At 71.0% G+C, this 21159-nt stretch carries 18 protein-coding genes; 11 read left to right on the top strand and 7 right to left on the bottom strand.

Going from position 1 to position 21159, the window contains the following annotated elements; translation table 11 throughout:
* Positions 1-13: 13 nt before the first annotated feature.
* The 9 genes from AB0D27_RS01305 (at position 14) to AB0D27_RS01265 (ending at position 9195) form a co-directional block, all read left to right on the top strand.
* Positions 14-808 carry a glucose-1-phosphate cytidylyltransferase gene (locus AB0D27_RS01305; protein ID WP_362500860.1) on the top strand — a complete coding sequence of 265 codons (795 nt, stop codon included), beginning with the start codon at positions 14-16 and terminating at the stop codon, positions 806-808.
* Positions 805-1452 (top strand): PIG-L family deacetylase, encoded by a 648-nt coding sequence (locus AB0D27_RS01300; protein WP_362500859.1) that lies wholly within the window; start codon positions 805-807, stop codon positions 1450-1452. The genes AB0D27_RS01305 and AB0D27_RS01300 overlap by 4 nt, the downstream gene beginning before the upstream one ends.
* 3 nt (positions 1453-1455) lie before the next feature.
* Positions 1456-2481 (top strand): SDR family oxidoreductase, encoded by a 1026-nt coding sequence (locus tag AB0D27_RS01295; protein WP_362500858.1) that lies wholly within the window; start codon positions 1456-1458, stop codon positions 2479-2481.
* Positions 2478-3767: a DUF4910 domain-containing protein gene (locus AB0D27_RS01290; protein WP_362500857.1), complete on the top strand. Its 1290-nt coding sequence runs from the start codon at positions 2478-2480 to the stop codon at positions 3765-3767. The genes AB0D27_RS01295 and AB0D27_RS01290 overlap by 4 nt, the downstream gene beginning before the upstream one ends.
* A 5-nt stretch (positions 3768-3772) precedes the next feature.
* Positions 3773-5062 (top strand): hypothetical protein, encoded by a 1290-nt coding sequence (locus tag AB0D27_RS01285; RefSeq protein ID WP_362500927.1) that lies wholly within the window; start codon positions 3773-3775, stop codon positions 5060-5062.
* Positions 5059-6006, top strand: coding sequence for a glycosyltransferase family 2 protein (locus AB0D27_RS01280; RefSeq protein ID WP_362500856.1), 948 nt, complete (start codon positions 5059-5061; stop codon positions 6004-6006). Before AB0D27_RS01285 ends, AB0D27_RS01280 begins: the two co-directional genes overlap by 4 nt.
* Entirely contained in the window at positions 6003-7241 is a 1239-nt protein-coding gene (locus AB0D27_RS01275; protein WP_362500855.1) for a polysaccharide pyruvyl transferase family protein, read from the top strand. Before AB0D27_RS01280 ends, AB0D27_RS01275 begins: the two co-directional genes overlap by 4 nt.
* Complete coding sequence (gene rfbC, locus AB0D27_RS01270; RefSeq protein WP_362500854.1) at positions 7238-7789, top strand: dTDP-4-dehydrorhamnose 3,5-epimerase; 552 nt, start codon at positions 7238-7240, stop codon at positions 7787-7789. Before AB0D27_RS01275 ends, rfbC begins: the two co-directional genes overlap by 4 nt.
* Positions 7790-7890: 101 nt before the next feature.
* Positions 7891-9195, top strand: coding sequence for a glutamate-1-semialdehyde 2,1-aminomutase (locus tag AB0D27_RS01265; RefSeq protein WP_362500926.1), 1305 nt, complete (start codon positions 7891-7893; stop codon positions 9193-9195).
* Between the two features lie 17 nt (positions 9196-9212).
* Here AB0D27_RS01265 and AB0D27_RS01260 read toward each other — a convergent pair whose 3' ends face one another.
* From AB0D27_RS01260 to xylB, 7 genes are all read right to left on the bottom strand, one after another.
* Positions 9213-9908, bottom strand: a complete 696-nt coding sequence (locus tag AB0D27_RS01260) for a phosphatase PAP2 family protein (protein WP_362500853.1) — start codon at positions 9906-9908, stop codon at positions 9213-9215.
* 699 nt (positions 9909-10607) lie between these two features.
* Positions 10608-12131: an aldehyde dehydrogenase family protein gene (locus AB0D27_RS01255; RefSeq protein ID WP_362500852.1), complete on the bottom strand. Its 1524-nt coding sequence runs from the start codon at positions 12129-12131 to the stop codon at positions 10608-10610.
* Positions 12132-12187: 56 nt separating this feature from the next.
* Positions 12188-13498, bottom strand: coding sequence for a GAF domain-containing protein (locus AB0D27_RS01250; RefSeq protein WP_362500851.1), 1311 nt, complete (start codon positions 13496-13498; stop codon positions 12188-12190).
* 71 nt (positions 13499-13569) lie between these two features.
* Positions 13570-14169, bottom strand: a complete 600-nt coding sequence (locus AB0D27_RS01245) for an N-acetylmuramoyl-L-alanine amidase (protein WP_362500850.1) — start codon at positions 14167-14169, stop codon at positions 13570-13572.
* Between the two features lie 240 nt (positions 14170-14409).
* Positions 14410-15423, bottom strand: a complete 1014-nt coding sequence (locus AB0D27_RS01240) for an acetamidase/formamidase family protein (protein WP_362500849.1) — start codon at positions 15421-15423, stop codon at positions 14410-14412.
* A gap of 572 nt (positions 15424-15995) precedes the next feature.
* Positions 15996-17204: an ROK family transcriptional regulator gene (locus AB0D27_RS01235; RefSeq protein ID WP_362500848.1), complete on the bottom strand. Its 1209-nt coding sequence runs from the start codon at positions 17202-17204 to the stop codon at positions 15996-15998.
* A gap of 78 nt (positions 17205-17282) precedes the next feature.
* Positions 17283-18728, bottom strand: a complete 1446-nt coding sequence (xylB, locus tag AB0D27_RS01230; protein WP_362500847.1) for a xylulokinase — start codon at positions 18726-18728, stop codon at positions 17283-17285.
* 163 nt (positions 18729-18891) lie between these two features.
* Between xylB and xylA the strand changes: the two genes are divergently transcribed.
* Complete coding sequence (gene xylA / locus AB0D27_RS01225) at positions 18892-20058, top strand: xylose isomerase (protein WP_362500846.1); 1167 nt, start codon at positions 18892-18894, stop codon at positions 20056-20058.
* Between the two features lie 473 nt (positions 20059-20531).
* The gene (locus AB0D27_RS01220) at positions 20532-21140 is read left to right on the top strand and encodes a hypothetical protein (protein ID WP_362500845.1); all 609 of its coding nucleotides are present in this window, start codon (positions 20532-20534) and stop codon (positions 21138-21140) included.
* Positions 21141-21159: the final 19 nt, after the last annotated feature.

Raw genomic sequence — 21159 nt, 5'->3', positions numbered from 1 at the left:
AAGAGGTCACAGCATGAAGGTCGTTCTGTTCTGCGGCGGTTATGGGATGCGGATGCGCGACGGTGCCGCCGACGACATGCCCAAGCCGATGGCGATGGTCGGCCCGCGACCGCTGATCTGGCATGTCATGCGCTACTACGCGCACTTCGGGCACAGGGAGTTCATCCTGTGCCTCGGGTACGGGGCTCACCACATCAAGGACTTCTTCCTCAACTACGAGGAGACGGTGTCCAACGACTTCGTGCTGCGCGGCGGCCGGACCGAGCTGCTGTCCACCGACATCGCCGACTGGACCATCACGTTCGCGCAGACCGGCATCGAGTCACCGATCGGGGAGCGGCTGCGCCGGGTGCGGCACCACCTGGATGGCGAGGAGATGTTCCTCGCCAACTACGCCGACGTGCTCACCGACGCCCCGCTGCCGGAGATGATCGACCGGTTCGCCCGGCGTGACGCCGGTGCGTCGATGATGGTGGTGCCGCCGCAGTCCTCGTTCCACTGCGTGGAGCTGGGCGAGGACGGTCTCGTAGGGGGCATCACCGCGGTGAGCGAACTGCCGCTGTGGGAGAACGGCGGCTACTTCGTGCTCCGCCAGGAGGTCTTCGACCACATACCGGAGAACGGGGACCTGGTCGCCGACGGATGCGCCCAACTGGCCAAGCAGGGCAGGTTGGTGGCGCACCAGCACCGCGGCTTCTGGAAACCGACGGACACCGTGAAGGAGCGGGCCGCGCTCGACGCCGCCTACGCCCGGGGCGACCGCCCGTGGGCCGTGTGGGAACGCGACAACGCCGGGCTGAGCGCGTGATCCGGCTCGGTGCCGGGCGCCTGGACCGGATCGTCGCGGTGGGCGCGCACTGCGACGACATCGCCATCGGCGCCGGCGGCACACTGCTGACGCTGTGCCTCGCGCGGCCGGGTATCCGTATCGACGCGCTGGTGCTCTCCGGCGGTGGCGGCGAGCGGGAGCAGGAGGAGCAGGCCGCGCTCACCGCCTTCTGCCCGGGCGCCGACCTGCGGCTGACCGTGCTCAAGCTGCCGGACGGCCGGATGCCCGTGCACTGGGAAGAGGCCAAGGCCGCGGTCGAGGAATTGCGCGGGGAGACCGAGCCGGATCTGATCCTGGCCCCGCGTACGGACGACGCGCACCAGGATCACCGCGGCCTGGCGAGGCTGGTACCCACGGCGTTCCGTGACCACCTGGTCCTCGGTTACGAGATCGTCAAGTGGGACGGCGATCTCGGCCGTATGGCGGCGTATCAGCCGCTGTCGCCGGAGATCGCCGAACAGAAGGTGCGGCTGCTGCAGGAGCACTACCCCTCGCAGCGGCACCGGCCCTGGTACGACCGCGAGGCCTTCCTCGGCCTCGCACGGATCCGCGGCATCGAATGCCACGCGCGCTACGCCGAGGCGTTCGCCGTCACCAAACTCATGCTCAACCTGGGGGATTGAACCTTGCGCGTACTACTGACCGGACACCAGGGCTACCTGGGCACCGTGATGGCCCCGGTCCTCACGGCCGCCGGGCACGAGGTCGTCGGCCTTGACGCCGGCCTGTTCGCCGACTGCGTGCTGGGCGAGCCGCCCGCGGACCCGCCGGGGCACCGGGTGGACCTGCGCGACGTCACGGCCGAGCACGTGGCCGGGGTGGACGCCGTGATCCACCTGGCCGCGCTGTCCAACGACCCGCTGGGATCGCTGGCACCGGACCTCACCTACGACATCAACCACCACGCGTCCGTACGCCTTGCCCGGCTGGCCCGCGACGCCGGAGTGCGGCGCTTCCTGTACGCGTCGACGTGCTCGGTCTACGGCGCCTCCGGCGGTGACGACCTGGTGGCCGAGGACGCCCCGCTGCGCCCGGTGACGCCGTACGCGGAGTCGAAGGTGCGGGTGGAGGACGACCTGCACGCGCTGGCCGACGGCGACTTCAGCCCGGTGTTCATGCGCAACGCCACCGCCTTCGGCTACTCGCCCCGGCTGCGCGCCGACATCGTGCTGAACAACCTGGTGGGTCACGCGCTCCTGTCCGGCGAGGTGTTGGTGCTGTCCGACGGCACCCCCTGGCGCCCGCTGGTGCACGCCGCCGACATCGCCCGGGCCTTCACGGCCGCGCTGACCGCGCCGCGGGAAGCGGTGCACGACCGGGCGTTCAACATCGGCAGTGAGATCAACAACGTCACGGTCGCCGAGATCGCCGAGCAGGTCGCCGAGGCGGTGTCCGGCGCGAAGGTGGTGATCACGGGGGAGAACGGTGCCGATCCGCGGTCGTACCGGGTGGACTTCTCCCGGTTCCGCGCCGCGCTGCCCGGCTTCGAATGCGAGTGGACGGTGAAGCAGGGCGCGCTCGAACTCGCCGACGCATACCGGAAGTTCGGGCTGACCCGGGAGGACTTCGAGCGACGCTTCACCCGCCTTGCCGTGCTGCGCGCGGCGTCCGACGCCGGTGCCGTCGACGACACCCTGCGGTGGCGCCGATGACCGAGCCATTGAAAAAGAGTGCGGGCGACGAGATGCACGCGCTGGTGGAGCGACTGTACCCGCTGTGCCGGAGCATCACCGGCGACGGCGTGCGCGCCACCCTGGAGATCGTCGGCGAGTACGTCCCGCTGCAGGTGCACGAGGTGCCGACCGGGACTCAGGTGCTCGACTGGACGGTGCCGCAGGAGTGGAACATCCGGGACGCGTACATCGCCGACACCTCCGGCAACCGGGTCGTCGACTTCGCCGCGTCCAGCCTGCACGTACTCGGCTACAGCGTGCCGGTGTCGGCGACCATGCCGCTGGCCGAGCTTCGCGCGCACCTGCACACCCTTCCGGACCACCCGACCTGGGTGCCGTACCGCACGAGTTACTACAAGCCGGAATGGGGTTTCTGCCTGGCCCAGGAGACCTTGGACGCGATGCCGGACGGCGAGTACGAGGTGCGCATCGACTCCACACTCGCCGATGGCCACCTCACCTACGCCGAGCACGTGGTCCCCGGGCAGGTCGCCGACGAGGTGATCGTCTCCTGCCACGTCTGCCACCCGTCGCTGGCCAACGACAACCTGGCCGGCATCGCGGTGGCGACGTTCCTGGCCCGCGCGCTGGCGCAGGAGACGCCGTACTACACCTACCGGTTCATCTACGCGCCCGGCACCATCGGGGCGATCACCTGGCTGGCCCGCAACGCGGAACGGGTGGAGCGGGTCAAGCACGGCCTGGTGCTCGCCTGCGCCGGCGATCCGGGCCGGCTGACGTACAAGCCGAGCAGGCGCGGCGACGCGGAGATAGACCGAGTGATGCGGCACGTGCTGGCCGCCTCCGAACGCCCGCACCACGTCACCGAGTTCACTCCGTACGGCTACGACGAGCGGCAGTACTGCTCGCCCGGGTTCAATCTCGGTGTGGGCTCGCTCAGCCGGACCCCGTACGCCGGCTACCCCGAGTACCACACCTCGGCGGACAACCCGGACTTCGTCTCCCCGGAGGCGATGGCGGACACCCTCGCAGTCTGCCGCGAGGCATTCGCCGTCCTAGACCGCAACCGGCGGTACGTCAACCTCAGCCCCTACGGCGAGCCACAGCTGGGCCGGCGCGGGTTGTACGACGCGCTCGGCGGCCGTAGCGACACCAAGCAGGCCCAGATGGCCATGCTCTGGGTGCTCAATCTCTCCGACGGCGAGCACAGTCTGCTGGACGTCGCCGAGCGGTCCGGGCTGCCGTTCAGCGCCGTCGCCGCCGCGGCCGGCGCCCTGCACGGCGCCGAGCTGATCAAGGCATGACGCCGATGACCACCGAGGGGGAAAAGGCGACGGCACCGGCCGGATCCGCCAAGCGGGCCCTCGCCGGCCGGCTGTCCTGGGGACTGGCCGACCAGGCGGCCTCCAGCATGTCCAACTTCGTGGTGGGCATCTACGTGGCCCGCTCGCTGGGGGTGACCGCGTTCGGCGTGTTCAGCCTCGCCTGGGTGACCTACGGCGTGGTGCTCAACGTCTCCCGCGGGCTGGCCACCGATCCGCTCGTGGTGCGCTTCAGCGGCGTGCCGGACGCGTCCTGGCGCGGGGCGGTGGGCCGGTCGACGGGTACCGCACTCGGCGTAGGTCTCGCCCTCGGCGCGGTGTGTCTGATGGCCGGGCTCGGCGTCGGCGGCCGCGTGGGGCCCGCGTTCGCCGCCCTCGGTGTCATGCTGCCGGGGCTGCTGCTCCAGGACGCCTGGCGGTTCTCGTTCTTCGCCGCGGGCGCCGGGCGGAAGGCGTTCCTCAACGACGTCGTGTGGGGTGTCGCACTTGTCCCGGCCATGGTGCTGGCCGCCCATGTGGGCAGCGTGGCCGCTTTCGTGCTCGCCTGGGGCGCGTCCGCCACGGTGGCGGCGGGGTACGGCTACATCCAGTCCGGCATCCGGCCCCGGATGACCGAGGCGCGCGGGTGGCTTCGTGAGCAGCGCGATCTCGGCTACCGGTATCTGGTCGAGAACGTCAGCCTCAGTGGCGCGAACCAGCTGCGGGCGTACGGGCTCGGCGTGATCGTCGGAGTCAGCGCGGTGGGTGCGGTGCGGGGCGCCGAGCTCCTGCTCGGCCCGTTCCTCGCCGTGCTGATGGGGCTCTCGCTGGTCACCGTTCCGGAAGCGGCACGGGTACTGCGGCAGGCACCGCATCAACTGGGTAGATTCTGCCTCCTCCTTGGCGGGGGACAGGCCGCCGGCGCGCTGCTCTGGGGCACGGCGCTGCTGCTGATGCCCGGGCGGCTCGGTGAGCTGGTGCTCGGCGACGTCTGGCACTCCGCCTCGGAGCTCATCGTGCCGATCACTCTCGGCGTCGCGGGCGCGGGCCTCGGCACCGGCGCGGCGGCCGGGCTGCGCGCGCTCGGCGCGGCCCGGCGCAGCCTTCGCTCCCAACTGTTCGCCTCCGCCTGCTATGTCAGCGGCGGGCTCGGCGGGGCGGCCGTCGCCGGCACTATCGGCTCGGCCTGGGGCGTCGCCGCCGCGACCGTCAGCGGCTCGGCCGTGTGGTGGTTGCACCTGCGGTCCGCCCTGCGCGAGCGGCACCGCAATCCCATCCCCGAATTGAGGACCTCATGACCGCCCGACCCAGGTTGAGCATCGGCCTGCCCGTGTACAACGGCGAGGAGTACCTCGCCGAGTCGCTCGACGCCCTGCTCGGCCAGACCTACGAGGACTTCGAACTCGTCATCTCCGACAACGCCTCCACCGACGGGACCCAGGAGCTCTGCCGCAAGTACGCCGCGCTGGACTCGCGCATCCGGTACCTCCGGCTGCCCCGGAACATCGGCGCCACGCCGAACCACAACCGTGTGTTCGACGAATGCCGCGGCGAACTGTTCAAGTGGGCCTCGCATGACGACCTTTACGCCCGCGATCTGCTGCGGCGCTGCGTCCAGGCGCTGGACGAGCGGCCGGACGTGATCCTCGCGCACGCCGACCAGGCGGTCATCGACGGCGACGGCCAGGTCAAGGTCCCGTACGAGTACACGCTCGCCACCGACTCACCGCACCCGCCGGAGCGCTTCCGCAGCATGCTGTTCGAGCCCGGCGGTGACGACTTCTACGGGGTGATCCGGGCCGACGCGCTGCGCCGGGTGAAGCCGATGGACAGCTACCACCACGCGGACCGCACGTTCGTCGCCGAGATCGCCCTGCACGGGCGCTTCCACCAGGTGCCGGAAATCCTGTACTTCCGCCGCGACCACCCCACCCGCGCCGAGCGGGCGAACCCGAGCAAGCGCTCCCGGTGCGTCAACCTGGACCCGCGCCGGGCGGGCCCGCTGCACCCGACGCCCCGGCTGCTCGCCGAGTACGTCTGGGGCTTCGCCTCGGCGATCCGGCGGGCGCCGTTGTCCCCGGCCGATCGGCGCGCGTGCTACCGCCACCTGGCCGCATGGATGACCAGCCGGGTCCGGCCGGGCGCCGGCGAGCGGGTCGAGGACCGCGCCCCGGTCGATCCGGGCCTGCTCACCGTCTCCGTCGACGCCCTCGTCGCCGGCCGTGAGGGGAGGCAGGTATGACGTCCGCGGACGAAACTCCGGTGCGCGTCGGCGTGTTCGGCCTGCTCGGCTCCGGCAACCTCGGCAACGACGGATCGCTCGAGGCCGTACTCGGGTACCTCCGCGCCGAGCACCCGGACGCGGTCGTGGACGCGCTGTGCGGCGGACCCGAGGTCGTCACGGCCCGGTACGGGATCCCCGCGACGCGGCTGCACTGGAACCGCGAGGAGTACCGGACCGCGTCGCGGGCGGGCGCGATCGCGGCGAAGGGCCTGGGAAAACTCGTCGACGTCTTCCGCACCGCCGCCTGGGTGCGCCGGCACGAGGTGGTGATCGTGCCGGGCATGGGCGTCCTGGAAGCCACGCTGCCGCTGCGGGCGTGGGGCTTCCCGTACTCGCTGTTCCTGCTCTGCGCGAGCGGCCGACTGCTTCGCACCCGGGTCGCGCTGGTCAGCGTCGGCGCCGCGACGATCGGCAACCGGCCTACCCGGGCCCTGGTGCGCTGGTCGGCGCGGCTGGCCACGTACCGGTCCTACCGGGACGCCCAGTCCCGTGACGCGATGCGGGCCATGGGCGTGGACACCGCGCGCGACGAGGTCTACCCGGACCTCGCGTTCTCCCTGCCGGCACCGCGGGCGAGCGCGCCCTTGGGCTCGCCGGGCCCGGTCTGCGTCGGTGTCATGGACTTCCACGGCGGCAACGACGACCGCGCCCAGGCCGATGAGATATACCGGCGTTACCTCGATGGGACGACCCGGTTCGTCCGCGCGCTGGTCGAGGAGGGCAGGCCGGTCCGACTGCTCACCGGCGACGCGTGCGATGCGTCGGTGGTCGCCGCGATCCTCGACGCGGTGGACTCGCCGCTGGTCACCGCTGCCGAGCCGACCTCACTGGCCGACCTGATGAAGGAGATGGCGGCTGCCGACACCGTGGTGGCGATCCGCTACCACAACCTGATCTGCGCGCTGAAGACCGGCACGCCGGTGCTCGCCCTCAGCTATGCGGCGAAGAGCGACGCGCTCATGGCACAGATGGGGCTTGGCGCGTACTGTCACCCGGCGCGCGAGGTCGACGCCGACCGGCTGCTGGAGCAGTTCCGGGCGCTGGAGAAGCGATCGGCCGAGCTGCGGCAGACGCTCATCGAGCGGAACCAGGCCGCCGCCCGGCAACTCGAGGACCAGTTCACCGACTTGACCGCGGCCCTGTTCCCGGCGTCCGACCACACCCACTCCCACGCTCGGCAGGAGGCTCCATGAAAGCGACCGAAGTCCCGGAGATCGCCGGCGCGTACCTGTTCGAGTCGACACCGTACGCCGACGAGCGCGGCTTCTTCTGCCGCACCTTCGACGCCGACGTGGTCCGCTCGGTGGGCCTCGACCCGGACGCCTTCGTCCAGGACAGCCTGTCCCGCTCGGTCCGGGGCGTGCTGCGCGGCCTGCACCTGCGCTCCGGCGCCGGCGAGGCCAAGTTGGTGCGTTGCTCGTACGGGAGGATCTTCGACGTCGTCGTGGACCTGCGGACGGACTCGCCGACCTACCGCAACCGGGCCTTCTTCGAGCTGTCCGACGAGACGCAGGTGACCCTGTACATCCCGGCGGGGTGCGCGCACGGCTTCCAGGCGCTGACCGAGACCGCTGACACCTCGTACCGGATCGACCGCCCGCACGATCCGGCCGAGGACGTGACGATCGCCTTCGACGACCCGGACCTCGCCATTCCCTGGCCGCTGCCGGTCACATCGATGTCCCAGCGCGACCGCGAGGCGCCGAGCCTCGCCGAGGTCCTGAAGAACAGAGAGAAGTGAGGGTCGGCGTGGACACCGAACACACCAAAGAGACCAAAGAGACCAAAGAGACCAAAGAGACCGAAGAGACCGAAGAGACCGAAGAGACCGAGGAGTTCGTCCTGCCCCGGTCTCAGATGGCGAACGAGCGGCTGCACGCCATGATCCCCGGCGGCGCGCACACCTACGCCAAGGGCGACGACCAGTACCCCGAGAACCTGGCCCCGGTCATCAGCCACGGCCGCGGTGCCCATGTGTGGGACATCGACGGCAACCGCTACATCGAGTACGGCTCCGGCCTGCGGTCGGTCAGCCTCGGCCACGCCCACCCACGCGTGATCGAGGCGGTGCGGCGGGAACTCGACCGCGGCAGCAACTTCGTCCGGCCGTCGATCGTGGAGGTCGAGGCCGCGGAACGCTTCCTGGCCACGGTGCCGACCGCGGAGATGGTGAAGTTCGCGAAGAACGGATCCGACGTCACCACCGCCGCGGTGCGCCTCGCCCGCGCCGTCACCGGACGCCCGCGGGTGGCCATCTGCGGCGACCATCCGTTCTTCTCCGTCGACGACTGGTTCATCGGCACCACGCCGATGTCCGCCGGTATTCCGGCGGCGACCACCGACCTCACCGTGGCGTTCCCCTACGGGGACCTGGCCGTCACGGAGGAGTTGCTCACCCGGTACCAGGACGAGGTCGCCTGCCTGATCCTCGAACCCGCCGCCCACACCGAGCCGCCGCCCGGGTACCTCGCCGGCCTGCGCGAGCTGGCCGACCGGCACGGCTGCGTACTGATCTTCGATGAGATGATCACAGGCTTGCGCTGGTCCGAGGCGGGCGCTCAGGGCCTGTACGGCGTCGTGCCCGACCTCTCCACGTTCGGCAAGGCGCTGGGCAACGGGTTCGCCGTCTCCGCGCTGGCCGGGCGCCGCGAGCTGATGGAGCGGGGCGGGCTGCGTCACTCCGGCGAGCGGGTGTTCCTGCTCTCCACCACGCACGGTGCGGAAACGCACTCCCTGGCAGCCGCGATGGCCGTGCAGACCACTTACGTCGAGGAGGGCATCACCGCGCGGCTGCACGCCCTCGGCGAGCGGTTGGCCGCCGGTGTCCGCGACGCCGCGGCCGGCATGGGCGTCGGCGACCACATCGTCGTCCGGGGCCGGGCCAGCAACCTGGCCTTCGCCACCCTCGACGAGAACCGGCAGCCGTCGCAGCTGTACCGCACCCTGTTCCTGCGCCGGCTCCTCGCGGGCGGGGTACTGGCCCCGTCGTTCGTGGTGAGCAGCGCGCTCGACGACGCGGACATCGACCGCACCGTCGACGTGGTGGCCCAGGCATGTGTGGTGTACCGGAAGGCACTGGACGCCGCTGACCCCACTCCCTGGCTGGCCGGGCGGCCGGTGAAGCCCGTATTCCGCCGCTTGGCGTGACGAGACGTGACGTGACGTCAGCGGCGCTCCCGTCGGCCGACGTCGGCCATCCGGTCGGCCATCCGGTCGGCGATCCGGTCTGCGATGCTGTCGACCAGCCACGCGGTCGCCGGAATCACCGCGAGCGCGGTACACCAGCCGCCGAGGACGTCGGTCGGATAGTGCGCGCCCAGGGCGACCTGCGCCCATCCCATCGCGGCGCCGGCGACCAGCGCCGCGGCCAGCACGAGCAACGTGCCGGCCCTCCTGCCGAGGCCGAGCCGGCCGGTCGCGAGCAGCGCCACCATGAGGGCGAGCGCGGTGACGAAGGCGGTGTGCCCGCTCGGATAGGACAGGTTGTCGCCGTGGATGGTGCGTCCCACCAGGGGCTTGAGCAGCGTCGTCGTCGCCACGGTCATGCCGACGCCGGCAATGATGAGCACCGCCGCGCGAGGACGCCGGAGCAGCAGGCAGCCTGCCACGGCGGCCACGACCAACATCGCCGATCCGGCGGGCTCCCCCAAGAAGTCCGTCGCCAGAGCGACGTTCCGCCACGGCGGCCGCACACTGTCCGCCGTCGGCTGGATGATCCATCTGTCCACCGTGCCGGGCTCGTCGTGGCCGGCATACACGCCCCCGAGCACGACGACCACCAGCGCGGCGAGGACCGCGATCAGCCCGAGCCACGCGCGCAGCGACGGGGGCAGCACCGCCGGCGCCGGCCGGCCGGTCACACGCCCACCGCGGCCGGTCGACCTGCGGCAGTGACCTTCTTGTCTGCCGTGCGCAGCGTCGGGCGTTGCGGGATTACGTCGTCGCCCGGCCGGCGCCGTGGGACCGCGACAAGACGCTGACCGCGTTGGCGGAGCCGATGACCACGCCCCACGACGGCGGGGCGTTGTTTCCGGACGACTCCGGTGCCCGGAAGTCCGGGAACGCCACGGCTCACTGCCCGCTGCCGCCCGCCGACATGGCCGGGATCGTCAGCCTGTACGGGCTGCGCGGCTGGACCGAGCAGGATGACAAACCCGTGAGGCACGAACTGGTCTTGGCCGACTTCCAGCTCCGCTCCGGCCAGGCGATCCAACGCGAGCCCCCCGTCGTGTCCGACCCACCCTCCAGCGACCATGCCCCCCGCGAAGCACCGCTCCTGGCCGGCACGACTCCGCGGGAGCCTCCAGCCTGTGCAGCCCCCCACTCGCCGGCCTGGCCATCGCCCTGCCAAGGGCACCGGGATCAGCCTCTGCTTGTCACCCTAACCAACAATCCGCTCGCACGAGCAGTGCCAAAACAACTCCGCAAGGAAATAGCGGAGTTAAAGCGGGCCGACAAGATCTTGAAGGCCGCTTCGGTGTTTCTTGTCGAGGATGGTGATTGCGCTCTGAGGATGCCTGGAGGGTCAAAGTTCCCTCCAGGCAACCGATTTGGGCCCCCTAGAAGAACCCGAGCTTCTTCGGGCTGTATGAACAAAGAAGATTCTTGGTCTGCTGGTAGTGGTCCAGCATCATCTTGTGGTTCTCGCGGCCGATGCCGGACTGCTTGTAGCCGCCGAAGGCGGCGTGCGCCGGGTACGCGTGGTAGCAGTTCGTCCAGACGCGGCCCGCCTGGATCGCACGGCCCGCGCGATAGGCGGTGTTGATGTCCCGCGTCCACACACCGGCCCCGAGCCCGTACAGTGTGTCGTTCGCGATCTTGATCGCGTCGTCGAAGTCGTCGAACGACGTCACCGAGACGACCGGGCCGAAGATCTCCTCCTGGAAGATCCGCATCCGGTTGTCACCCTCGAAGATCGTCGGCTGTACGTAGTAACCGCCCTTCAACTCCCCGTCGTGCTCGACGCGTTCGCCACCGGTGAGGACCTTGGCGCCCTCCTGCCGACCGATGTCCAGGTAGGACAGGATCTTCTCCAACTGGTCGTTGGAGGCCTGGGCGCCGATCATCGTGTCGGTGTCCAGCGGATGGCCGGGCTTGATGAGCTCCGTGCGGGCGACGGCCGCCTCCAGGAACTCCCGGTAGTGGCCGCGCTGAACGAGCGCCCGCGAGGGACACGTGCACACCTCGCCCTGGTTGAGCGCGAACATCGTGAAACCCTCGAGCGCCTTGTCGCGGAAGTCGTCGTCGTGCGCCCAGACGTCGTCGAAGAAGATGTTCGGCGACTTGCCGCCCAGCTCCAGCGTGACCGGCTTGATGTTCTCCGCGGCGTACTGCATGATCAGGCGCCCCGTCGTGGTCTCGCCGGTGAAGGCGACCTTCGCCACCCGGGGGCTCGACGCGAGCGGCTTGCCCGCCTCCACGCCGAAGCCATTGACGATGTTCACGACTCCCGGCGGCAGCAGATCCGCGATCAGGCTCATCCAGTAGTGGATGGACGCCGGCGTCTGCTCGGCCGGCTTGATGACGACCGCGTTGCCCGCCGCCAGCGCCGGTGCCAGCTTCCAGACCGCCATCAGAATGGGGAAGTTCCACGGAATGATCTGCGCGACCACGCCCAGCGGCTCGTGGAAGTGGTACGCGACGGTGTCGTCGTCGACCTCGCCGAGCGAACCCTCCTGGGCACGGATCGCCCCGGCGAAATAGCGGAAGTGGTCGATCGCGAGGGGGATGTCGGCCGCGAGTGTCTCGCGCACCGGCTTGCCGTTCTCCCAGCTCTCGGCGACCGCCAGCTTCTCCAGGTTCGCCTCCATCCGGTCGGCGATCTTGAGCAGGATGTCGGAGCGCGCGCCCACCGAGGTGCGGCCCCAGCCGGGCGCGGCAGCGTGCGCCGCGTCCAGCGCGCGTTCCACGTCCTCGGCGGTGCCCCGCGCGACCTCCGTGAACGGCTGCCCGTTCACCGGACTCGGGTTCTCGAAGTACTGTCCGCGGGCCGGCGCAACATACTCCCCGCCGATGAAGTGGTCGTAACGCGCCTGGTAGGAGACGATCGCGCCCTCGGTGCCGGGCGCCGCGTAACGGGTCATTCTGGTCTGCCTCCCGGAGCAGCGCTGCCCGCCGTTGGGCAGCTCTCGCCGCGAGGCTAGGAGCGCGCACGTTGCGAGGACGTTGCACCTCTCGGCCCCCGCCCGCCCGGCCACGCCGGAGGTGCCGACAGCTCGGACTCCAGCTCGTCCCGACGCGCCCGCACCACCGCCGTCGGGCGTACGGTGGCCAGTGCCCGCCAGACGTCCAGGTCGTCCTCGCCCCAGGGCGCGCGGGCCCAGTCGGCCAGCAGGTCCGGGTCGCCCCGGGCGATGAGCGCCATACGCAGACCGTCGGCGAGCCTGCGCCGCAGCCGTACCACCGCCGGTGCCGCCGAAGCCGGCAACAACGGACCGGCGTACGCCGCCGCTGCCGCCGTGATCGCGCCGGCAGCGAGCCGCCGCTCCACGACCGCGACATCGGATTCGACCGGCGCCGTGAGCCGGTACGGCCGCGAACCCAGCAGGCCCGGGCCGAGGAGCCGGCGCAGCCGGGCCAGTTCGGCTCGCAGCGTCACCGGCGTCACCGACTCGTCCTCGTACAGCGCGCAGAGCAACTCGTCGCCCGTGAGACCTTCCGGGTGCCGGGCCAACAGCACCAGGAGCTCGCTGTGCCTGCGACTGAGCCTGATCTTCCGGCCGGCCACGAGCAGTTGGGCCTCGTCGCGGCCCAGCGCGGTCAGCTCAAGCGCGTCGGTCATCGCCTTCGGCGGTTCCAGCAACGCCAAGTGGGACTCGGCGGCGCGCGCCACCGCCTGCACGAAACCGAGGCTGTGCGGATGCGCGAGCCCGTCCCCACCGGTGATGTCCACCGCGCCGAGCATTCGCCCGGTCCGTGGATCGTGCACGGGCGCCGCCGCGCACGTCCAGGGCTGGACGCGTCGGATGAAGTGCTCGGCCGCGAACACCTGCACGGGCCGGTCGACGGCAACCGCCGTGCCCGGCGCGTTCGTGCCGACCGCCGTCTCCGACCACCGCGCGCCCGGCACGAAGTTCATGCGGCCCGCTTGCCGCCGCGTCGCCGGATGCCCCTCGACCCACAGCAGCCTGCCCTGCGCGTCGCACACCGCCAGCAGGTGCTTCCCGTCCGCCGCGAACGTCCCCATCAGTTCCCGGAACAGCGGCATCACCCTGGCCAGCGGATGCTGCGCCCGGTAGGAGCCGAGATCCCCGTCCATGAGCTCCACACTCGCGGTGCCCTCCGGCACGACCCCGGCCCGGGCCGAACGCCGCCACGAGTCCGCCACCACGGAACGCACCGGCCGCGCCACCCTGCCCGCCTCGGTGAACGCCTCGTGGGCGCGGCGCAGGATCCGCACCCGCTCGGCGGGATCGGCCCCCGGTTCCAGGGCAACCCAAGGATCGGTCAACTCGGCCTCCCAGAAGGCGATGCGGCTGGGACCATCGTCACTCCCGGTGCGAGCCCCGACAAGCCGCTCGGTCAGCCGAAGTTGACGAGCCTTATGTACCGCGTCCAGTCCCAGTTCGGCCCGGGATCGGTGTGGTCGGTGCCCGGCACCTGGTAGTGGCCGAGGATGTGCGCGCGGTCCTTCGGGATGCCGTACTGGGTGCAGATCGCTGCGGTGAGCTTGGCCGACTCCTCGTAGAGGGCGTTGGTGAAGTAGGCGGGCCGGTCCACCCAGCCCTCGTGCTCGATGCCGATGCTCCGGGTGTTGTAGTCCCAATTCCCCGCGTGCCAGGCGATGTCATGCTCCCGTACACACTGTGCGACATGCCCGTCGGCCGAACGCACGAGATAGTGGGCGGACACCTTCTTCTGCGGATTCTGGAAGATGGACAGGGTGGTGGGATACGTCTCCTGCGTGACGTGGATGATCACGTAGTCGAGAGGACAGCTGGTCGGGCGGTTGCTCGCCGTGTAGTTGGACGTGCTCGCCGGTACCCACTCGACGCCCGGGTGGTCGACGGCCGCGGCCTGTGCCGTGGCCCGAGTGCCGGGAAGTAACGAGTAGGGCAGGGCGGCGAGGGCTGCGCCCTTCAGCAGCCGCCGCCGGCTCGGGAACGATCTGGCTCGCTCCATGAAGTGTCTGCCTTTCGATGGTCGGGATGAGGATCGCTGCGTGGGCGTCAACCGACAACGCACGGTCTCTCCTCGGCGCCGGGCGCGCGGGAGTCCGCTGAGCGTCGGAGGAGCGCGGTCGTCTACTCTCAGCGCCGTAAGGTCGCGGAATTCCGCTCAGCCTCGGAGTGTCGCGGAATCCCGCTCAGCCTCGGAGTGTCGCGGAATTCCGCTCAGCCTCGGAGTGTCGCGGCAGTCTGCTCAGCGCCGCAGTGCCGCGGCAGTCTCACGAAGCCGTGCGTGCAGCCCGCGATGTGTCTCCCGCGCGGGCAGCCATTCCTTGCGGAGCTTGGCGACGCACGTGTAGTTGGTGTCGCAGACATTGGCGAGCGGCGACTCGACCGCCTGGCTCGCGAACTGGTACGCGTCCAGCTCGCTGAACCCGTAGTCGCGCACCAGCCACCGCACCAGGTCGAGCTGGGATATGCGGAACGCGTCCTCCAAGGGGCGAGCCGAGCCGGTCGAGACGATGTGAGTGTCGGACTCGATGCGCGGCCAGGGCGTGGCCACTTCCTTGAGCAGCTCGACGATCACGACCGTGTTCATCGCGCACTCCACGGCGACTCCACAGGTCTCGCCCTCGCCCTGTCGTGCGTGTCCGTCGCCGAGGCTCAACAAAGCGCCCTCGACGTTCACTCCGAGGTAGCAGGTCACCCCGGCCCGCATCTCCGGAGTGTCCATGTTCCCGCCGTGCGCGTCGGGCACCAGCGCGGAGCGCACCTCCAGGTTCGCGGGCGCCACGCCGACCGTGCCATGCATCGGATCCATCGGCAGCTCGACCTGGATGTCACTCTCGCGTGCGCTGAACAGCGCGGTGCGGCGCTCCCGGTCGAGCTGCCAGATCCATACGGTCTCCGGCAGCGGGGGTTGCAGCGTGGCCGTGGCGTGCGTGGAAGTGAGCGCACCGAACAGGGGGACCGTCGTCGACGCCGCCCAGTCACGGGCCGGTTCGATCGACACGAAGTGGACCGCGACCGTGTCTCCGGGCTCCGCTCCCTCCACGTAGAAGGGTCCCGTCTGCGGGTTGAGGAACGGGAACTCGCACACCTCGGACACCAGGTCCTTCTCGGAGCGCACCCGTCCGGCGAAGCAGTCCTCGGTGTAGAGATCGAGGACCGTGCCCGGCGCGATACGCGCCACGGGCGGCGCGCCGCCGAACGTCCATGCGTACTCGCCCGGTGCGGGCCGTACGGTCAGAATCCGGGGGTCCGTCATGGTGCACAGCTCCTCTCTGCTGAGGGTCGGGGATGGAGTACTTGTCGGGGTGGACACGAGCGGTATCGGCCATGAACCCGGAGCGGCGGTGCGGCAGGACGACCAACACCACGACCTCCGCCGGTCAGCACGATGATCAATATCACGCCCCCCGCCGGCAACCGGGCACCCACGACCGGCCCCGCGCACGACACGGGCGCACTCAACTCCGACTGCATGTGAACCCCCCGATTCGCCCCGACACGCAGCCATCGATCGGACGGCTGCCCCTCGCGTGAATTACGGTACGGCGCTTGCCGGTTGGGCAGGAAGAGCGAGGCGTGAGCCGTGGACAAGTCCGGGACTGTGGACAACTCGGCCACCCGAAAGGGGGAACAGCGGGGCCCAGCCGTAGGCACAACCGCGTGGTGAACAGCGAGGGACCGGAGGCGGAGTTCCGCGTCGGGTCGTGAGCAGACGGCAGCCCCGATCCGTGCCCCCGCTCCGGGCTCCCGACCCGTGCTCCCGACCCGTGCCCCGATCCGTGCTCTCGACTTCTCCCCCCGACCCCTGCCCCGACGACGCCGAGCCCGCTAAGCCCGCTCCGCCACCCCGGCCGGATCGTCGAGCACTCCCCGCACCACCGAGTGCGCCGCGCCCAGCAGCGGTCCCTCGGGGCCCAGCCGCGAGACGGAAACGGCACAGGGGGGACCGGCCGTGCGCCGCGCCAACTCGCCTTCCAGCGAGGGCAGCAGCCAGGGCGCGAGACCGGACAGCGCTCCGCCCAGCACGACAGTCTCCGGGTCGAGCAGATTGACCGCCCCCGTCAGCGCGATGCCGAGCGCGGTCCCGGCGTCGCGCAGGGCACGCCGTACATCCACGTCTCCCTGGGCGGCGCGCTCGGCCAACAGCCCGACCCGGTCCTCGCCCGGCTCCAGACCTGCCGCGCGCAGCACGGCCTCCTCGCCCGCGTACTGTTCGAGGCAGCCGCTTCCACCGCACGGGCACCGCGGCCCCTCCGGACGGACCGGCACATGCCCCAACTCGCCCGCGAAGCCGCGGGTTCCGCGCAGCAGCCGTCCGTCCACGAGCACCGCCGCACCGATTCCGATCTCCGCCGACACATGCAGAAAGTCGCGCGGTGTCGCATCGCCGAGCCAGAGCTCCGCGAGAGCGCCGAAGTTGGCCTCGTTGTCCACGGTCAGCGGCAGCTCCACGGGCAGCAGCGCCCCGAGATCCGTGTCGTGCCAGTCGAGGTTGGGGGCGCGGACCACGGTCCGCCCGTCGCGCGCCACGAGCCCGGGCACGGCGACCGCGAGGCCCGCGGCCCACAGCCCCTCCCGCTCGGCTTCGGCGATCACCTGACGTATCAGCGTCGTCAGCTCCTCGATCACCGGCTTGGCCGGCCGGCCACGGTTGGTGCCGTGCCGCACCGCACGGGCCCGCACGGCACCGCGCAGGTCGACCGCGCACACCGCGAGATGGTCGACGCCCACCTCCGCGCCGATCCCCGCGGGACCGTGCCCGCTGACGGCGAGCGCCGAGCCCGGCCGCCCCACCCGGCTCGGCCGCTCGGGGCCCAGCTCTTCGAGGAGCCCCGAGCGGATCAGCTCGTCCACCAGCGTCGACACGGCCGCCCGGGTCAGGCCGATGCGCGAGGCGACGGCGGCACGCGACAGCGGGCCTTCGGCGCTGACCGTGTGCATGACCCTGGAGAGGTTGCGGCGGCGCATGCCCTGCTGGGTGTCGGGCAGCCGACGGCCCGAACCGGTCGGGTGGGCCTCGTGCAGCGGTGCGGTCATGCCTCCGTCAGTCCTCGTCCGGCCGGTCCCCACGGGCCGCGGCCCTTGTCGGTGCCGGTCCTGTCAGGGTGGTCCTCGTCAGTGCCTGCCAGGCTCCCGCTCGAGCAGCGGGGCCGCGTCGGAGAGTACCTCGGCGATCCTGGTGAGCGTCTCCTCGTCCCGCTCCATCGCGTCCAGCACGGGCCCGCGGGCGGTGTCCCAGCGCCGGGCGACCGCGGCCGGGTCCTCGCCGGTCAGCAGGCCCGCGGCCTGCGCGGCAGCTCCGAGCGCGACCAGTTCCCTGGCCTCGGGTACCTGAACGGGCCGCCCCGACAGCCGGCGCACCGTCTGCTGCCAGGCCGTCCCCCGGGCGCCGCCACCGATCAGCAGCAGCGCGGCGGAGCGGTCGGCGTCCGCGTCAAGGACCAGATCGAGGGCGCCCAGCAACGAGTGCACCGCGCCGTCGTACGCCGCTTGCAGCAGCTGCCCGCCCGTCGTGTCGTGCCGGAGCCCGTGCAGCAGCCCGGAGGCGTGCGGCAGGTCCGGCGTCCGCTCTCCGTCCAGGTAGGGGAGCAGTGTCACGCCCGCACCGGGTTCGACGGCCTCGCGGTCGAGGCCCAGCAACGTGGCGACGCGGTCGACGGCCAGGGTGCAGTTCAGCGTGCAGGCCAGCGGCAGCCAGTCGCCGCGCGCGTCGGCGAAACCCGCCACGGTGCCGGTCGAGTCGGCGGGACGCCGCGTCGAGACGGCGTACACCGTGCCAGAGGTGCCGAGGCTGAGCACCGCGGTGCCGGGGCGCAGCCCGAGGCCGAGCGCGGCGGCCGCGTTGTCGCCGGTGCCGGCGGCGACCAGCGTGCCACGGGAGAACGGCAGCTCACCACTGGCGTGCACGGTTCCGGCCACCTCGCCGGGCCGGACGACACGGGGGAGGAGGGCCGGGTCGAGGCCGATGTGCGCGAGGATCTCCTCGTCGTACGCCTCGGTCCCGGACGCCCACCAGCCCGTACCGGAGACATCGCCGCGGTCGGTCGTGCCCTGGCCGGTGAGGCGTTCGGTGAGGTAGTCGTGGGGCAGGCGTACGGCCGCGGTGGCGCGGACGGCGTCGGGCTCGTTCTCGGCCAGCCAGGCCCACTTCGTGACCGTGAAAGAAGGGCCCGGCACACTGCCGGTGCGCTCGGCCCAGGCCTTCGGGCCGCCCAGCTCCTCGATCAGCCGACGCGCTTGTGGCGCCGAGCGCACGTCGTTCCACAGCAGGGCCGGGCGTACGGGATCGCCCTGGGCGTCGAGCGTGACGAGCCCGTGCTGCTGGCCGCCGATCGACACGGCCGCGGCCTCGCGCGCCGCGTCGCCGCACTGGTGCAAGGCTTCGCGGAGCGCGTCCCACCACTGTCGGGGGTCGCTCTCGCGGGCCGCCCCCGTGGAGACGGTGTGCGACGCCTGCCCGCTCGCCACCACCTGTCCGGTCGACGCGTCGACTACCAGGGCCTTGGTGGACTGGGTGGATGTGTCCACTCCGACGACGAGCGGACCCTCGGCTGCTGACATCGGGCTCTCCCTCTTCCGCGGCTCCGCGGGTTCTGTCCTGGTTGTGGGGCTCACGGACCGACACGGCCCGGCTTTCGCACTTCGTCTCTTCCCAGAGATGTCTCCGCATACTAATTTGTTAACCGCCATGACGAAATAGTCGAAGCTAGCAAGGAGCCGCGGCATGAACTACCAGCCCACCCCCGAGGACAGGTTCACCTTCGGCCTGTGGACCGTCGGCTGGCAGGGAAGGGACCCGTTCGGCGACGCCACCCGGCGCGCCCTGGACCCGGTCGAGTCGGTGCAGCGCCTGGCCGAGCTCGGCGCCTACGGAGTGACCTTCCACGACGACGACCTGATCCCCTTCGGGTCCTCGGACAGCGAGCGCGAGTCGCACATCAAGCGGTTCAGGCAGACCCTCGACGCGACGGGTCTGAAGGTGCCGATGGCCACCACCAACCTGTTCACCCACCCCGTCTTCAAGGACGGCGCCTTCACCGCGAACGACCGCGACGTACGGCGCTACGCGCTGCGCAAGACGATCCGCAACATCGACCTGGCGGTCGAACTGGGCGCCGAGACGTACGTCGCCTGGGGCGGACGCGAGGGCGCCGAGTCGGGCGGCGCCAAGGACGTGCGCGTCGCTCTCGACCGCATGAAGGAGGCCTTCGACCTCCTCGGTGAGTACGTGCTCTCCCAGGGGTACGACCTGAAGTTCGCGATCGAACCGAAGCCGAACGAGCCGCGCGGCGACATCCTGCTGCCGACGGTCGGCCACGCCCTGGCGTTCATCGAGCGTCTTGAGCGCCCGGAACTGTACGGCGTCAACCCCGAGGTCGGTCATGAGCAGATGGCCGGGCTCAACTTCCCGCACGGCATCGCGCAGGCCCTGTGGGCGGGCAAACTCTTCCACATCGACCTCAACGGCCAGTCCGGCATCAAGTACGACCAGGACCTGCGCTTCGGTGCGGGTGATCTGCGCGCCGCGTTCTGGCTGGTGGACCTCCTGGAGAGCGCCGGCTACGCGGGCCCGAAGCACTTCGACTTCAAGCCGCCGCGGACCGAGGACTTCGACGGAGTGTGGGCGTCGGCGGCCGGCTGCATGCGTAACTACCTGATCCTGCGGGAGCGTTCGGCGGCCTTCCGCGCCGATCCCGAGGTCCAGGAAGCGCTGCGCGCCTCACGCCTGGACGAGCTGGCGCAGCCCACCGCCGAGGACGGTCTGCGGGGGCTGCTCGCCGACCGCGCGGCGTTCGAGGACTTCGATGTGGAGGCGGCCGCCGCGCGCGGGATGGCCTTCGAGCGTCTGGACCAGCTGGCGATGGACCATCTGCTCGGTGCGCGCGGCTGATCGTGCCTCTTGCGGGGGAAGGGGGCCCGTCATCCCCGGGCGGGTCCGGCTCGGCGCTGCCGATCCCTGCGTGGAATGATCCGGAATCATGCGATCCATGGCATGAGTCCGTATCAACTTCCGCGCAGGGCTCGCGCCATGACCGGTTCGAGGCGACTCTTGACGGTATGGCCATGCCGCCCTTACCGCCCCAGCCTCCACGGCCGCCTGGAGAGACGCCGCCCCCTGGAAGCGGTGGCTTCGGGCCGCCGCCGGGAGGCTACGGACCTCCACCCGGCGGTTATGCTCCGCCTCCTGACGGCTACGGTCCCCCTTCGGGGGGCTACGGTCCGCCGTCGCAGGGCGGCGGAGGGTGGCAGCCGCCACCGCCTCCGGGACAGGGCGGTGGAGGATGGCAGCCGCCACCGCCTCCCGGATCGCCCGGCGGCCCCGGCGGCCATCGTGGTGGACGGCGGCGCAACACCCTGTTCCTCGTGCTTGTCCTGCTCGTCGCCGGCGGAGCCATCGCCGCCGTGGCTTTGGCGGCCACCGGCGGTGACGGCAAGGAGGACAAGAAATCCCCCACAGAGAGCAGCCGGAGCACCTCGCCCGGTCCGTCGCTGAACATCCCCTCCGGACTGCCGTCCTTGGCCTCGGAGGTGCCCAGTGTCGTGCCGACGCGGCCCTCGGAGGTGCCCAGCGGAGTCGTACCGAGTGGCCTGCAGTCACTCGTCCCGACCCTCGCGGACGACGAAGTGCCGTACTACATGCTGAAGAAGGGCGATTGTTTCGACACGGACGACAGCCTGCCCGGGCAGGCCGCCAAGCGTTCGTGCTCCAAGCCGCATGACGCCGAGGTCGTGAAGGTGGCGCAACTCAACGGCACTTACACGACGGACGCCGCCCTGAAGAAGGCCGCGTCGGCGCTGTGTCAAGCACCCCTGGAACGCAAGGCGGCCAAGCAGGCCGCGGGCACCGTGCGCGGCACGCTCGTGCAGTACCCGGACTCCAACGGCTACAAGATCGGCATCGACAACGTCGCCTGCAGCCTGGCCGCGGACATCGGCCGTGGCACCCACAAACTCACCAAGCCGCTGACATGAGCGGCACGCGCGCGTGGCC

Origin of the sequence: Streptomyces sp. NPDC048415 (assembly GCF_040651675.1) — a bacterium.
Classification (GTDB): Bacteria; Actinomycetota; Actinomycetes; order Streptomycetales; family Streptomycetaceae; genus Streptomyces.
The sequence above is the reverse complement of the archived record's forward strand: the minus strand, read 5'-3'. Positions and strand labels throughout refer to the sequence as shown.

Bases quoted from the DNA above. Each gene is read 5' to 3' on its own strand.
- AB0D27_RS01255 (WP_362500852.1), bottom strand. From the start codon at position 12,131: ATGACCCGTTACGCGGCGCCCGGCACCGAGGGCGCGATCGTCTCCTAC.
- xylB (WP_362500847.1), bottom strand. From the start codon at position 18,728: ATGTCAGCAGCCGAGGGTCCGCTCGTCGTCGGAGTGGACACATCCACC.
- xylA (WP_362500846.1), top strand. From the start codon at position 18,892: ATGAACTACCAGCCCACCCCCGAGGACAGGTTCACCTTCGGCCTGTGG.
- AB0D27_RS01280 (WP_362500856.1), top strand. From the start codon at position 5,059: ATGACCGCCCGACCCAGGTTGAGCATCGGCCTGCCCGTGTACAACGGC.
- AB0D27_RS01240 (WP_362500849.1), bottom strand. From the start codon at position 15,423: ATGACGGACCCCCGGATTCTGACCGTACGGCCCGCACCGGGCGAGTAC.
- AB0D27_RS01305 (WP_362500860.1), top strand. From the start codon at position 14: ATGAAGGTCGTTCTGTTCTGCGGCGGTTATGGGATGCGGATGCGCGAC.
- AB0D27_RS01290 (WP_362500857.1), top strand. From the start codon at position 2,478: ATGACCGAGCCATTGAAAAAGAGTGCGGGCGACGAGATGCACGCGCTG.
- AB0D27_RS01235 (WP_362500848.1), bottom strand. From the start codon at position 17,204: ATGACCGCACCGCTGCACGAGGCCCACCCGACCGGTTCGGGCCGTCGG.
- AB0D27_RS01245 (WP_362500850.1), bottom strand. From the start codon at position 14,169: ATGGAGCGAGCCAGATCGTTCCCGAGCCGGCGGCGGCTGCTGAAGGGC.
- AB0D27_RS01285 (WP_362500927.1), top strand. From the start codon at position 3,773: ATGACCACCGAGGGGGAAAAGGCGACGGCACCGGCCGGATCCGCCAAG.
- rfbC (WP_362500854.1), top strand. From the start codon at position 7,238: ATGAAAGCGACCGAAGTCCCGGAGATCGCCGGCGCGTACCTGTTCGAG.
- AB0D27_RS01275 (WP_362500855.1), top strand. From the start codon at position 6,003: ATGACGTCCGCGGACGAAACTCCGGTGCGCGTCGGCGTGTTCGGCCTG.